General features: G+C 64.4%; 14 protein-coding genes and 1 tRNA gene. 11 read left to right on the forward strand and 4 right to left on the reverse strand.

What is annotated here, in order from left to right:
• Positions 1–27: 27 nt before the first annotated feature.
• The 6 genes from X268_RS33235 to X268_RS33260 all read left to right on the forward strand — a co-directional run bounded on the left by X268_RS33235 (position 28) and on the right by X268_RS33260 (position 6,437).
• Positions 28–1,398 (forward strand): cytochrome P450, encoded by a 1,371-nt coding sequence (locus X268_RS33235; RefSeq protein ID WP_128928858.1) that lies wholly within the window; start codon positions 28–30, stop codon positions 1,396–1,398.
• Positions 1,399–1,448: 50 nt separating this feature from the next.
• Complete coding sequence (locus X268_RS33240; protein ID WP_128928859.1) at positions 1,449–2,858, forward strand: adenylate/guanylate cyclase domain-containing protein; 1,410 nt, start codon at positions 1,449–1,451, stop codon at positions 2,856–2,858.
• 194 nt (positions 2,859–3,052) lie between these two features.
• A complete protein-coding gene (locus X268_RS33245; RefSeq protein ID WP_245477722.1) occupies positions 3,053–3,601 on the forward strand; it encodes a tellurite resistance TerB family protein in 549 nt (182 codons plus the stop codon).
• 196 nt (positions 3,602–3,797) lie between these two features.
• Positions 3,798–4,577 carry an SDR family NAD(P)-dependent oxidoreductase gene (locus tag X268_RS33250; RefSeq protein WP_128928860.1) on the forward strand — a complete coding sequence of 260 codons (780 nt, stop codon included), beginning with the start codon at positions 3,798–3,800 and terminating at the stop codon, positions 4,575–4,577.
• Positions 4,578–4,706: 129 nt separating this feature from the next.
• Entirely contained in the window at positions 4,707–5,501 is a 795-nt protein-coding gene (locus X268_RS33255) for a glutamine amidotransferase (protein WP_128928861.1), read from the forward strand.
• A 123-nt stretch (positions 5,502–5,624) separates the two neighbouring features.
• The gene (locus X268_RS33260) at positions 5,625–6,437 is read left to right on the forward strand and encodes an enoyl-CoA hydratase (protein ID WP_128928862.1); all 813 of its coding nucleotides are present in this window, start codon (positions 5,625–5,627) and stop codon (positions 6,435–6,437) included.
• Positions 6,438–6,557: 120 nt separating this feature from the next.
• On the opposite strand, the gene X268_RS33265 is transcribed toward X268_RS33260, so the two are convergent.
• Positions 6,558–6,633: transfer RNA gene (locus tag X268_RS33265), tRNA-Ala, on the reverse strand.
• A gap of 202 nt (positions 6,634–6,835) precedes the next feature.
• Here X268_RS33265 and X268_RS33270 point away from each other — a divergent pair.
• From X268_RS33270 to folD, 3 genes are read left to right on the forward strand one after another with little or no spacing between them, the layout of a single operon-like run.
• Positions 6,836–7,126: a YggT family protein gene (locus X268_RS33270; protein WP_128928863.1), complete on the forward strand. Its 291-nt coding sequence runs from the start codon at positions 6,836–6,838 to the stop codon at positions 7,124–7,126.
• Positions 7,127–7,141: 15 nt separating this feature from the next.
• On the forward strand, positions 7,142–7,501 hold the full coding sequence (locus tag X268_RS33275; RefSeq protein WP_128928864.1) for a DUF167 domain-containing protein: 360 nt from the start codon (positions 7,142–7,144) through the stop codon (positions 7,499–7,501).
• Positions 7,502–7,510: 9 nt separating this feature from the next.
• Positions 7,511–8,395 carry a bifunctional methylenetetrahydrofolate dehydrogenase/methenyltetrahydrofolate cyclohydrolase FolD gene (gene folD / locus X268_RS33280; protein ID WP_128928865.1) on the forward strand — a complete coding sequence of 295 codons (885 nt, stop codon included), beginning with the start codon at positions 7,511–7,513 and terminating at the stop codon, positions 8,393–8,395.
• Between the two features lie 124 nt (positions 8,396–8,519).
• Here the strand turns inward: folD and ppa are convergent, their stop codons facing one another.
• Together ppa and X268_RS33290 are read right to left on the reverse strand one after the other, a co-directional pair.
• Positions 8,520–9,056 carry an inorganic diphosphatase gene (ppa, locus tag X268_RS33285; RefSeq protein WP_128928866.1) on the reverse strand — a complete coding sequence of 179 codons (537 nt, stop codon included), beginning with the start codon at positions 9,054–9,056 and terminating at the stop codon, positions 8,520–8,522.
• 178 nt (positions 9,057–9,234) lie between these two features.
• The gene (locus tag X268_RS33290; protein WP_128928867.1) at positions 9,235–9,744 is read right to left on the reverse strand and encodes a GNAT family N-acetyltransferase; all 510 of its coding nucleotides are present in this window, start codon (positions 9,742–9,744) and stop codon (positions 9,235–9,237) included.
• A gap of 267 nt (positions 9,745–10,011) precedes the next feature.
• On the opposite strand from X268_RS33290, the gene X268_RS33295 reads away from it, so the two are divergent.
• Both X268_RS33295 and X268_RS33300 read left to right on the forward strand, forming a co-directional pair.
• Complete coding sequence (locus tag X268_RS33295) at positions 10,012–10,923, forward strand: dienelactone hydrolase family protein (protein ID WP_128928868.1); 912 nt, start codon at positions 10,012–10,014, stop codon at positions 10,921–10,923.
• The gene (locus tag X268_RS33300; protein ID WP_128928869.1) at positions 10,923–11,330 is read left to right on the forward strand and encodes a thiol-disulfide oxidoreductase DCC family protein; all 408 of its coding nucleotides are present in this window, start codon (positions 10,923–10,925) and stop codon (positions 11,328–11,330) included. The genes X268_RS33295 and X268_RS33300 overlap by 1 nt, the downstream gene beginning before the upstream one ends.
• Positions 11,331–11,480: 150 nt before the next feature.
• Here X268_RS33300 and X268_RS33305 read toward each other — a convergent pair whose 3' ends face one another.
• Positions 11,481–12,728, reverse strand: coding sequence for a flavin monoamine oxidase family protein (locus X268_RS33305; RefSeq protein WP_128928870.1), 1,248 nt, complete (start codon positions 12,726–12,728; stop codon positions 11,481–11,483).
• Between the last annotated feature and the right edge of the window lie 160 nt (positions 12,729–12,888).

A 12,888-nucleotide genomic window follows, 5' to 3' on the forward strand; every position in this document is an offset into this window, starting at 1 on the left:
CTGCGTCACATCTCTCGGGAGAGAGTCATGAACATCGCCAGCGTGCGTCGGCCCATCATCCCTCCGGCTCCCCCGCGTGCGCCCGATGACATGTCGTTCTTCGGCCGGCTTGCCGTGATCCGGCAGAACATGATCGCCACCTGGGGGCAGCGCGCCTACGAGGAAGACGTCATCAAGGGCCGCTTCTTTCTCCGCAACAGTTTCATCCTGAACCAGCCCGACGCGATCCGGCACGTCCTGCTCACCAATTACGAGAACTATTCGCGCACGCCGGCGGGCATCCGCATGCTGCGCCCCGTGCTGGGCGACGGTCTCCTGATCGCGGAAGGTCATTCCTGGACGTTTCAGCGCCGCACCCTTGCGCCGGCCTTCACGCCGCGCGCCACCGCAAATCTCGTCCCGCACATGACGGCAGTGCTCGACGAGACCATCGCGAAGCTGGACGCCCGCGCAGGCGAAGACGTCGATCTGCGCGAGATCATGCAGCACATGACGCTCGAAATCGCCGGGCGCACGATGTTCTCGTTCGGCATGGAGCGCCATGGCGCGACTTTGCGCAATTTCATCATGGAATATGCTGCCCGGCTGGGACGGCCGTATTTCCTCGACATGCTGCTGCCGGTGTCGTGGCCGAGCCCGATGGATTTCGCCCGCGCCCGTTTCCGCAAACGCTGGACCGCATTCGTCGCCACGCTGATCGCCGAGCGGCGCGAAGCCGGCAAGAAGGACGGGGCGCCGCCGCGCGATCTGTTCGACCTCATGGACGCCGCGCGCGACCCCGAGACCGGCGAGGGCTTTTCCGACGAGCAGCTCGTCGACGAGGTCGCGACCATGATCCTCGCGGGGCACGAGACGACGGCGACGGCGCTGTTCTGGGCGCTCTATCTGCTCGCGCTCGATCCGGAGACGCAGGAGGAGGTCGCCTCCGAGACGCGCGGCGAGCATCTCGACAGCATCGCCGACATCGACCGGCAGAAGTTCACCCGCGCGGTGATCGAGGAGACCATGCGGCTCTATCCGCCGGCGTTCCTGGTCGCGCGTGCCGCGCGCGAGAAGGACAATGCGGCCGGCATCGAGATCGACAAGGGCGACATCATCATGATCGCGCCCTGGCTGCTGCACCGGCACGAGAAGCTGTGGGACCAGCCGAACGCGTTCGTTCCAAAGCGCTTCATGTCGAAGGAGGCACCCGATCGCTTCGCTTATCTGCCGTTCGGCGCGGGTCCGCGCGTCTGCATCGGCGCGCCGTTCGCGCAAGCCGAATCCGTGCTGGCGCTGGCCCGGCTGATCGGCGCGTTCCGTGTCGAGCTTGCCGATCAGGCGAGCCCCGTGGTCCCGCTCGGTGTCGTCACGACCCAGCCGGATCACTCGCCCATGTTCCGCATCACGCGTCGGTGACAGGCGATTGCCTGGACCGGCGGCGTGATCCATTTAGGTAGAGTCCCGCCATGAGCGACATCCAGGCCCAGTTTTCAATTCTGAAGCAGACCGCCGATCCCGTCGTCGTGGAGGCCATCGCGCAGCTGATCGCCAACGGTCATGATCGCGAGCTCAACCGGATCAATGCGCTCGACTTTGCCGATCGTACCGGGCTCGACCAGGAGAAGGTCATTTCCGGATTCCTGCACGCCTCGCGGCTCGGGCTGTTCGACATGAGCTGGAACGTGCTGTGTCCCGGCTGCGGCGGGGGGTTGGGCGCGCACGCGACGCTGAAGTCGTTGAAGCACGAAGACTACAATTGCGCCCTCTGCGCGGCCGGATACGAGGCGTCCGTCGACGAGATGGTCGAAGTGGCCTTCACCGTCAGTCCGCGGGTCCGCCGGATCGGTGCTCATGATCCCGACACGCTGCCGATCTGGGAGTATGTGCGGCAGATGTTCTGGAGCTCAGGCGTCGACATCAACGAGGAATCCTTTTCCCGCCTGATCAACGAAGTGACGCTCGAAGCACTCGAATTGCCCGCCGGCGATAAGGCGATCCTGTCGCTGAACTTGCCCAGCCAGTTCATCATCGTCTTCGAGCCGGTCACCCATTCCGCCCATTTCCTGGACGTTCAGGGCGAGCCGACGAGCGAGCGTCAGCAGCTTTCGATCATGTTCAACAAGCTGGAGGCGCCGACGGGGACCACCGTGATGCGCCCCGGACCGCTGCGTCTCACGCTCGAGAACCAGTCGGGCAATCGCGTGCTGCCGTCGGTCTGGATTGCCGCGGACGCTCTGCATGAGATGATCGGCAAGCGAAAGCCGATCCTGACCGCCAAGCGGATGCTGTCCAATCAGACGTTCCGCGACGTCTTCAAGGCCGACAATCTCAACGTCGACCAGCGGCTGAAGATCACGTCGCTGACGTTTCTGTTCACCGACCTGAAGGGCTCGACGGCGCTGTATGAGCGCGTCGGCGATCTCAACGCCTTCGATCTCGTGCGGGCGCACTTCCGTGCGCTGCTGGAGATCATCGCCGCCGAGAAGGGCGCGGTTGTGAAGACGATCGGCGATGCCGTCATGGCGACCTTCGTCAGGCCCGAGCACGCCATCAACGCGGGACTGCGCATGCGTGCAGCCATGGACGAATTGAACAAGCAGCGCGGCGCCAATGACCTCGTTCTCAAGATCGGCATCCATGAAGGTCCCTGCCTTGCGGTGATGCTGAACGAGCGGCAGGATTATTTCGGCCAGACCGTCAACATCGCCGCCCGCGTGCAGAGCCTGTCGACTGCGCAGGAGATCCACATCACCGGCCCGGTGCTCGACGCACCCGCGGTTGCCGAGGTGCTGGAGCAGCGCGCGATAAAGCCGATCCAGAAACAGGCCGCGCTGCGCGGCATCGCCGACAAGATGGTGGTGTACGAGATTCCCTGAGCTTGTGGCCGGGCCGCAGCCTCAAGCTCCGTGATTGCGAGCGCAGCGAAGCGTGACGGCATAAAGAATGGCCAGATTGCGTAAACGTAATGCGCGCGCGGAACTGACGCACGTTGCGCCGGTTGAGTTTCCCGCTCATATAGTACCGGTAACAGCCGCCCACCTTGCGGCGTCCTCGATCACGGTAGGACCCTATGCTCGACGGCCTGCGCCAATTTATCGCCGACATTGTTGCTCCCCAAGGCGGGGATCGCGCATTCGGCGATAGCGATTATCGCCTGGCGGCGACTGCGCTGCTGGTCCATGTGGTGTCGCTGGACGGCCAGCCGAGCGCGGCCGAGCAGCGTAAGCTGCACAGCCTGATCGAAAGCCATTTCGGGCTCGATCGCGGCACCGCGGACCGTCTGATCACGGATGCCACCCAGGTCGAGGGCGAGGCGGTGGACCTCTATCACTTCACCAGTGTCATCATGCGCTCGCTCGACGAAGAAGGCCGCAAGCGCATCGTGCAGATGATGTGGGAGCTGGTCTATGCCGACGGCCAGGTCAGCGAGTTCGAGGACAACGTGGTCTGGCGCGCCTCCGATCTGCTCGGCATATCCCAGCGCGACCGGATCGACCTCAAGCACGCCGTCGCGGAGCGCGCTGGCGGCCAGCTGAAGGACAGCGCCGTCGGTGGTTGCCCCCGCGCGAGCCGTGCCGATGCCCGGTTGTACGGATCACATGACGAAACTTTAATGTAGCCGCCCTCCGCCCCGCCGCCGGATTTGCCGGCAAATCCACGGTTTTTCTCGCTCTCCCTGATTTCCGCTCACGCGGCCATGCTGCCAACGCAGCTTGCCTGTCGCGCATGGCTTATGCTCTCGTCCCGGAATTGCGAGGCCAAAAATCTTCACTTCAAGAGACTTGGACCAAGAGACTTGGCAAGAGACCTGGATCGTGACTGAGCGGGTAACTTTGATCACCGGTGCCTCGGCGGGCATAGGCACGGAGCTGGCGCGTGTATTCGCCGCGAATGGACACCGCCTGGCATTGACGGCGCGGCGCGCGGACCGGCTCCAGGCGCTGGCCGCCGAACTCGCCGCCAGGGGCGGCAAGAAGCCCATTATCATCGTTTGCGACCTCCAGCAGCCGGATGCCGGCGACACCATCGCGGCGGCGCTCGCCGCCGAAGGCGTCGAGCTCGACAATCTCGTCAACAATGCCGGCTACGGCGTGTTCGGCGACGCCATCGAGTGCGATCGCGCCGATCAGGTCGGCATTGTCGACGTCAACGTGCGGGCATTGACGGATCTGTCGCTGCGCTTCGCCGACCAGCTGATCAGGAACAAGGGCGGCCTGCTCAATGTCGGATCGGTCGCGGGCTATCTGCCCGGTCCCGGCATGGCCGTCTATTACGCTTCCAAGGCCTATGTGATTTCCCTCACCGAGGCGCTGCGGGCAGAGCTCGCGCCGCGCGGCGTTCGTGTCACCGTGCTTTGCCCGGGTCCGGTGCCGACCGAATTCCAGGCGCGCGCCGGCGTTGGGTCCGGACACGATACGGCCCTGCTCAATGTTCCCGCCGCCGTTGTCGCACAAGAGGCCTATCGAGGCCTGATGGCCAATAAACGGGCAGTCCTGCCCGGTCTCGGCATCAAGATCGTGCCATTCGCGCTGAGGTTCTTTCCGCGCGGCTTCATCCTGTCGGCCACCAGCCGGTTCCAGCGGCAGCGGCACTGAACTCAGCGCGCGGCGCCCGTAGTGGCCCGGAGCTTGCTTCAGTTTGGGGGCGTGTGTGCGCAAACTCACACGATGTTAACCTTCGCTTAGCTATGCTGACAGCCTGAATCGATAGCACTCGCAGAGGCCATGTCGTTCCGGACGGACAGGTTTGGTGGCGCAGAGGTGGTGCCCTTCCCGAGAAGGACGCCGGGTGCGACCGCCTCCGCAACGAAGCGGCCAGTTCTCATCATCCTGCACCAGGAATGTTCGACACCCGGCCGCGTCGGCAACGCACTCCGCGCGCTTGGCCATCCCTTGGACATTCGCCGTCCCCGTTTCGGCGATCCCCTGCCCGAGACGCTCGATCAGCATGCCGGCGCCGTGGTCTTCGGCGGCCCGATGAGTGCGAATGATCCCGATGATTACATCCGCCGCGAGATCGACTGGATCGAAATTCCGCTGCGCGAGCAGCGGCCGTTCCTTGGCATCTGCCTGGGCGCGCAGATGCTCGCGATGCAGCTCGGGGCGCGCGTCGCGCCGCATGCGCAGGCGCTGACCCAGATCGGCTACTATCCGATCAGGCCGACCGCCGCGGGCCATGCCCTCTGCCCGCATTGGCCGGCGCAGGTTTATCATTGGCACCGCGAGGGATTCGAGCTGCCTGTCGGCGCCGAGCTGCTGGCAGAAGGCGATGATTTTCCCGTGCAGGCATTCCGCGCCGGCAATGCCTTCGGCGTCCAGTTCCACCCCGATGTGACCTACGCGATGATGCATCGCTGGACCACACGCGGCTATGACGGCTTCAGCGCGCCGGGAGCGCGGCAGCGGCACCACCATTTCGCCGATCGTGCCGTCTACGATGCCGCGGAGCGCGCCTGGCTTGACCATTTCATCGACGGCTGGCTGGCACGCCGGCCCGTGCTCGCGCAAGCCGCCGAGTGATCGCGCCTGCGCGCAGGTTCTTGGCGCAGGTTCTTGGCGCAAGTCTCTCCCTCTGCTCTGGATATGTTAGGCTTGTTGCCAACGAGCGCGCGAACGCGTGCCGGCAGACAAAGGGAGAGCGCCATGGCCTACGAGCACATTCTGTATGAGGTGAGCGACAAGATTGCGACCATCACGCTCAACCGCCCTGATCGCATGAATGCATGGACGCCGACCATGGAGCGCGACGTGCGTCATGCAATGGAGGCCTCGAGCGCCGACGACAATGTCCGCGTCATCGTGCTCACCGGCGCCGGCCGCGCCTTTTGCGCCGGCGCCGACATGGACGCGTTGAAAGGGCTCGATCCCGACGACGTCAGGCGCGCATCAAACCTGCCGCCTTTCGACATGAACCGCCGGCCGGACTGGCAGACGCGCTATGGCTATTATCCGTCGATCAAGAAACCGGTCATCGCCATGCTCAATGGTGCAACGGCTGGCATCGGCCTCGTGCACGCGCTCTATTGCGATCAGCGCTTTGCCGCCGACAACACCGTGTTCACCACGGCTTTCGCGCGCCGCGGCCTGATTGCCGAGCACGGCATCAGCTGGATGCTGCCGCGCATCGTCGGTCATGCCAATGCGATGGATCTGTTGCTCTCGGCCCGGCGCGTGGGAAGCGAGGAGGCGCTGCGGATCGGTCTGGTCAACCGGCTCTGCCCGCCCGAAAAGCTGCGCGAGGAGACCTATGCCTATGCGCGTGATCTCGCCGATTTCGTCTCGCCGAGCGCGATGGCCGTGATCAAGCGCCAGCTCTACGAGGTGCCGTTCCAGACGCTGGCCGAGGCGACGATCGAGGCCAATCGCGAGATGATGGTGGCGCTGGCCGGCAGCGATTTCCGGGAAGGCGTGGCGAGTTTTATGGAGAAGCGGCCGCCGCGGTTTACGGGGAGGTAGGGAGAGGCTGGGGGGAAGTCAGCCGTCGCCCTTCGGGCTATGGCGGGGCAGCCTTCGCTCACTTCGCTACGAGAGAGCAGGGCTGGCTTGCCAGCCGTAGGTCGCGAAGCGAGCGAAGGCTGGTGGAGCCAGGCGGGATCGAACCGCCGACCTCGTCATTGCGAACGACGCGCTCTCCCAGCTGAGCTATGGCCCCTTTGCTGGCCGCTCTGGTCAACGCGGCCGACAACCGGGCGCCATTTAAGTCCCCGCCAAGGTCAAGTCAAGGACGGGTGTAAGGCGGTTTTAGCTATCCCCGGCACGACTTCCCTTGTTTGGGCCTAACGGAACCGATATCTAGCAAAAGGCGTCAATCCCGACCGGAGCCAGAGTCTTCAAAAGCCAGAGTCTTCAAAATCATGCGTGCCGTTCTCGACATCGTCATCATCGTGCTCGACCTCTACGTCTGGCTGCTGATCGCCTCTGCGATCCTGTCCTGGCTGATCGCCTTCAACGTCGTGAACACCCGCAACCAGTTCGTGTCGGCGGTGGCGGAGTTCCTGTCCCGGATCCCCGAGCCGGTCCTGGCCCCGATTCGCAATTTCCTGCCCAGCCTCGGCGGCCTCGACATCTCGCCGATCATCCTGATCCTGATCATCATGTTCATCGAGCGGGTGATCCTGTACTACATCTACCCGAACGTGATCTGAGCGGGCTGGAGCGCCTTGGTCGCGAACGAGACCTTCAGGGAACCCTGGCGCTACTCGGCCACAGGAATCAGCATCGCGCTGCGGGTGACGCCGCGCGGCGGCCGCGACGACATCGACGGGATCGAGCAATTGGCCGACGGCCGCAGCGTGCTCAAGGTGCGGGTGCGTGCCATTGCCGATGGCGGCGAGGCCAACAAGGCTGTTCTGGTCCTGCTGGCCAAATCGCTTGGCGTGTCCAAGGCGAGCGTAAAGCTGCTATCCGGTGCCACCTCGCGGCTGAAGCAGGTCGCGGTCGACGGCGCTCCGGCGCGGCTCGGCGAAGCCCTGCGCCAGCTCGTCCAAGTCAAAGCGGCAGACGCCAAATCGACAGATTGAGGAACTGACATGACCGCCAAAATCATCGATGGAAAAGTCATTGCCGCCGAACTCCGTATGCGCGTGGCCGACGAGGTCGCAAGGGTCAAGCGCGAGCACAAACTGGTGCCCGGCCTTGCGGTGGTCCTGGTCGGCAACGACCCCGCCAGCGAGGTCTATGTCCGTTCCAAGCACACCCAGACGCAAGGCGCCGGCATGGCCTCGTTCGAGCACAAGCTGCCGGCCGACGTCTCGCAGGCAGACCTGCTGGCGCTGGTCGCAAAGCTCAACCGCGATCCGGCGGTGCACGGCATTCTGGTGCAGCTGCCGCTGCCGAAGGGGCTGAACACGGAAGCGGTCATCAACGCCATCGACCCCGCCAAGGACGTCGACGGCCTGCATCCGAGCAATGCCGGTCGGCTCGCCGGCGGCTTCGAGGCGCTGTCGCCCTGTACGCCGCTCGGCTGCATCATCCTGACCAAAAGCGTGCACGCCTCGCTGGAGGGCATGAACGCGATCGTCATCGGCCGCTCCAATCTGGTCGGCCCCCCGCTGGTGCAATTGCTGCTGAACGAGAACGCCACGGTGACGATCGCGCATTCGCGCTCGCGCGACCTGCCCGGGCTCGTGAAGAAGGCCGATCTCGTCTATGCCGCCGTCGGCAAGCCGGAGATGGTGCGCGGCGAGTGGCTGAAGCCGGGTGCGACCGTGATCGACGTCGGCATCAATCGCATCCCCAGGGAAGACGGCAAGACGCGCCTCGTCGGCGACGTCGCCTATCAGGAAGCGCTTGGGGTGGCCGGCGCCATCACGCCGGTGCCGGGTGGCGTCGGCCAGATGACGGTGGCCTGCCTGCTGGTGAACACGCTCCGCGCCGCCTGTGCGATCGCAGGGCTGCCGAAGCCGGCGGTGTAGTTGAGGGTCATTCCGGAGCTCGCAGAGCCGAACTATGGTGCGCAATTGCGCACCTGAGAATCTCGCGCCCCGACCTCTGGATTCCGGGTTCGCGCTGACGCGCGCTCCGGAATGACTGTAGGGATCAGCCCTTTTTCTTCTTCTCGCGATCCATGCCTTCGAGGATCAGCTTGTGTGCTTCCTCCGGGCCGCCCCAGCGCAGGATCTTCACCCATTTGCCCTTCTCGAGATCCTTGTAGTGCTCGAAGAAGTGCTGGATCTGCTGCAGCGTGATGTCGGGCAGGTCGGAGTACGATTTCACCTTGTCATAGCGCTGCGTGAGCTTCGACGACGGCACCGCCAGGATCTTTTCGTCGCCGCCGGCCTCGTCCTCCATGAACAGCACGCCGACCGGGCGCACACTCATGACGGCGCCCGGAATGATGGCGCGGGTGTTGATGATCAGCACGTCGCAGGGGTCGCCATCATCCGACAACGTGTGTGGAATGAAGCCGTAGTTACCGGGGTAACGCATCGGCGTGTAGAGGAAGCGGTCGACCACCAGCGTGCCGGCCTCCTTGTCCATCTCGTATTTGATCGGTTCGCCGCCCACGGGGACTTCGATAATGACGTTGACCTCATGAGGTACGTTCTTCCCGATCGAGACCGCATCGATACGCATTCAAGGCTCCGTTGTTGCCGAGGTAAAATCGCGCCCGGCAGCGATTTTGGCGCTGTCATACGCGGGCTTGGCCCGCTGATCCATCGCGTTTTTGTGAAATAATGAATCCCGAAGTCACCGGCGCAAAGGCAAACGGTATCGACGGAAGGAAAACGCTGCCGCTTCAGCTTTCAGCAGCTCAATTGGTCCAAGCGAAGGCAACCTTGTCGAGTGCCTTCGGCCCGAAACGCTCAGACGAGCGCGCCACCATGCGGCCGCCCAGCGCCCGGTAGAACTCGGTTGCCGGGTCGTTGTCCGACAGCGCCCACACCACCATGCTCTTCAACCCGCTCTGCACCAGGTCGCGGCGGGCGGCAGCGAACAGGCGACGGCCGAAGCCGAGGCCCTGGAATTCCGGTCGCAGATAGAGCTCGTAGATCTCGCCGTCGAAATGCAGGCTGCGGGCGCGGTTGCGGCCGTAATTGGCGTAGCCGGCGATCTTGTCGCCGAACACCAGCACGCTGACGCGGCTGCCCTTGCGGATCGCGCTATCCCACCATTGCGGACCGCGCCGGTTGATGAGCTTTTCCAGCTCGGCGCCGGGAATGATGCCCTGATAGGCCGAGCGCCAGGCTTCGTCATGAGTTGACGCCACCGCAGTTGCATCTGCAGCTTTGGCCGGCCGGACCTCGATCAGAGTTGTGCTCATGGAGGCAATCAAACCAAGTCGCCGCGCCGGCGGCAAGAGCTATCGTTAATTATCGGTTAACGTGTGGACTTTGTGCATCAGTTTCTCAATCATGTTGTACCGAAAAAAGACAGGACGCCAACTCCGAGGGCACTGGCGTGCCGTGTGTCGGTGCAAAACCCCTGTTGCGGCAACGAGCGGACGGCAATGGCAACGCAGAAAGTTCGCCCATGGTGATTCGTTCCTATTAGTGTGGCTGTCGCTGTTCGCGTTCGCCCTCGGCCATTGATGCGGCTCCTCACCACCATCGCGCTCCTGTCTCTGCTGGCCTTGCTGACTGCGCCGCCTCTGTGCGCTCAGGTCACGTTTGGCCCGTCGGGCGAGGAGGGCGAGCCGCTTCGCCGACAACAGTGGCGCGTGCCGTCGCCGGATACCGACATTGCCGCGCATGCCCTGCTGTTTCGTCCCGCCGGCGCAGGTCCGTTCCGGCTTGCGGTCATCGCGCACGCCTCGACGCAGAACGGATTGCGTCGTGCCCAAATGCCGCAGCCGGAATACAGGGCGCTTGCCGCCTATCTTGTCGCGCGCGGTTTTGCCGTGCTGGTGCCGGAGCGGCTCGGCCACGGCGCGACCGGCGGCCGCTATGTCGAGGACCAGGGCGGCTGCGACGAGGCCGATTATGCGCGTTCAGGCCGTGTCACGGCCGAGGAGATCCGGCTCGCGCTGGAGCATTTGCGAAAGCAGGACTTCATTCGCAAGGACGCCGCCATCGTGATCGGTCATTCCGCCGGCGGGTGGGGGGCGCTGGCGCTCGCCGATGCCGATCCGAAAGCGATCTCCGCGATCGCCGTGTTTGCGCCCGGGCGCGGCGGCCATGCCAATGATGAGCCGAACCGGATCTGCGCGCCCCATACGCTGCTTGCCGCCGCAGCGGAGTTCGGCAAGGCCGCGCGCATTCCCGTCACATGGCTCGTTGCCGCCAATGACAGCTATTTCGCGCCGGCGTTTTCGCAGAAACTCGTCGATGCCTTTCGCGGCAGTGGGGGCAAGGCCGAGTTTCGCTCGCTGCCGGCCGTCGGCAGCGAGGGCCATTGGATGATCGAAACCGAAGCCGGCGTGAAAGCCGCAAGCGGCGAGCTCGCGCGGGCGGTGAACCAGCGCGGGCCAATGGCCACCAAGAAATCATGGGATCATCGTTGATGCCAAGATGGCCCGACGATGACGTGATCCTGTTCGACGGCGTTTGCATCTTCTGCTCGCGCTGGGTCCGGTTCGTCGCCAAGCGTGACAGGGCGAAGCGGTTTCGGTTCGCGCCGATCCAGTCGGATTACGGCGCGAAGCTCGCGCGCACGTTCGGCATCGATCCCGGTGATCCCGATACCAACGCAGTCGTCCATGGCGGCGAGGTCTTCATGAAGTCAGATGCAGCGCTGACAGTGCTGTCGCAGCTTCCCGGCTGGGGCTGGGTGCGCGCGTTGTTCGCCGTGCCGAAATCGCTGCGCGATCTCGTCTACAGCCTTGTCGCGCGCAATCGCTATCGCATTTTTGGCAAGTATGATGCGTGCTTCGTACCGGATGCGGATTTGCGGGCGCGGGTGATCGAGTGAGTTGAGTTGGGCAACTCTCTCATCACCTCATTGCGAAGAGCTCTTGCGACGAAGCAATCCAGAATCCCTCCGCGGAAAGATTCTGGATTGCTTCCGCCTCCGCCGAGGGTTCGGCGGACAAGTCGCTGCTCGCAATGACGGCGTGTGCGGCTAGGGCTTGCCCAAAGCCGCCAGCACTTCCTTCGCCGCCCGCTCCCCGCTATCTCGCGCCCCATGCGCCGTCGTGAAGAACGTCGGCGACGTCGCTTCGCCCGCAAAGAACAGCCGTCCATCCACCGGTGCGGCCAGCACGGCACGGTCGCCTGCATGCCCCGGCAGCGCGTGCGAATACGAGCCTCGCGCAAAGGGATCGCGCGCCCAGCGCGACTCGTACAGCGGCTTCAGCTTGCGCCTGATATCGTTGCCGAGGAAGCCTGATATCTCGTCGATGCTGTGCGCGGCGATGGCGCCTTCGCCGGCGCCTTCCAGCGCACGGGCAAAGCTGCCGCCGAAAAAACCTTCGATACAGGGCTGGCCGAACGGGCGGATGTGATAGGTGCCCATCTCGGTGCGCATGGTGGCGCCGCGCAGATTGCCTTCCCTGGGAAAGGCTTCGGCGTCGTCGAGCGCCAGCGTCACCTTGTCGTCGACGCCGAGCGGCAGGCCGGCGGCTGCGCCGACCTTGGAGGGCAATGGCGGTGAAAAGCGGATCGTCTCGTCAGCGATCAGATTGGTCGGCACGGTGACGATCACTCTGTCCGCGGTCAGCGTGCCCTGCGATGTTTCGATGCGGATACGCTTGTCCGAATGATCGATCAGCGTGACCTTGCAGTTCAGCGCCACCGGACAGGGCGCGCCATAGGTCGCAACCAGTGCGCCATAGCCGCGACGGACGCGCCAGTTGAAATTGGTGTCCTCATAGGCGTCCCAGTCGAGCGTCGACATGTCCTTCAGCTCGCAGCCGTTGATGTAGGTCGAGATCGCGTCGATCATGGGATTCCAGCGATTGCCCGCCTCGAGGCTCCGGCTCGCGGGCTGGTCCTGGCCCTTTTGTGCGGCTTCCCACAGCCGCTCGTAAAACGCGTCCATGGCGCGCATGAAATCGTCGCGCTCGGCTTGCGGAAACGCATTACCATAGGCGCGCTCGCGCCAGGGCGGCAGGTCCTTGTTGAGCTCGAAACCGAGCTGCTGCGCGATTGCGACAAAGGAGTTCTTGTCGGCCGAATGCAGCCAGCCGCAGCCAACGTCGAACGTCACCTCGGGCGAGGCCTGCACCGTCCAGGCCCGGCCGCCGAGCCTGTCCCGCGCCTCCAGCACGATCACGGCGAGGCCGCGGCCCGCCAGCGCATGCGCCGCACCGAGGCCGGCGGCACCGGCGCCGATGATGGCGACGTCGACGGAGGAGGGGAAGGAAGTCATGGGCGGGCTCTAGCACGTTCGTGAAGAGTGCTGAAGTCGCCACACGCACAACTGTCATCGCCCGGCTTGACCGGGCGATCCAGTATTCCAGAGACGATCGTTGGTGAGCCGAGAAGCCCCGGTGTACTGGATGCCCCGGTCAAGCCGGGGCATGACAGTG

It is taken from the genome of Bradyrhizobium guangxiense, assembly GCF_004114915.1.
Classification (GTDB): domain Bacteria; phylum Pseudomonadota; class Alphaproteobacteria; order Rhizobiales; family Xanthobacteraceae; genus Bradyrhizobium; species Bradyrhizobium guangxiense.

Bases quoted from the DNA above. Each gene is read 5' to 3' on its own strand.
- X268_RS33235 (WP_128928858.1), top strand. From the start codon at position 28: ATGAACATCGCCAGCGTGCGTCGGCCCATCATCCCTCCGGCTCCCCCG.
- X268_RS33240 (WP_128928859.1), top strand. From the start codon at position 1,449: ATGAGCGACATCCAGGCCCAGTTTTCAATTCTGAAGCAGACCGCCGAT.
- X268_RS33245 (WP_245477722.1), top strand. From the start codon at position 3,053: ATGCTCGACGGCCTGCGCCAATTTATCGCCGACATTGTTGCTCCCCAA.
- X268_RS33255 (WP_128928861.1), top strand. From the start codon at position 4,707: ATGTCGTTCCGGACGGACAGGTTTGGTGGCGCAGAGGTGGTGCCCTTC.
- X268_RS33260 (WP_128928862.1), top strand. From the start codon at position 5,625: ATGGCCTACGAGCACATTCTGTATGAGGTGAGCGACAAGATTGCGACC.
- X268_RS33270 (WP_128928863.1), top strand. From the start codon at position 6,836: ATGCGTGCCGTTCTCGACATCGTCATCATCGTGCTCGACCTCTACGTC.
- folD (WP_128928865.1), top strand. From the start codon at position 7,511: ATGACCGCCAAAATCATCGATGGAAAAGTCATTGCCGCCGAACTCCGT.
- ppa (WP_128928866.1), bottom strand. From the start codon at position 9,056: ATGCGTATCGATGCGGTCTCGATCGGGAAGAACGTACCTCATGAGGTC.
- X268_RS33290 (WP_128928867.1), bottom strand. From the start codon at position 9,744: ATGAGCACAACTCTGATCGAGGTCCGGCCGGCCAAAGCTGCAGATGCA.
- X268_RS33295 (WP_128928868.1), top strand. From the start codon at position 10,012: ATGCGGCTCCTCACCACCATCGCGCTCCTGTCTCTGCTGGCCTTGCTG.
- X268_RS33300 (WP_128928869.1), top strand. From the start codon at position 10,923: ATGCCAAGATGGCCCGACGATGACGTGATCCTGTTCGACGGCGTTTGC.
- X268_RS33305 (WP_128928870.1), bottom strand. From the start codon at position 12,728: ATGACTTCCTTCCCCTCCTCCGTCGACGTCGCCATCATCGGCGCCGGT.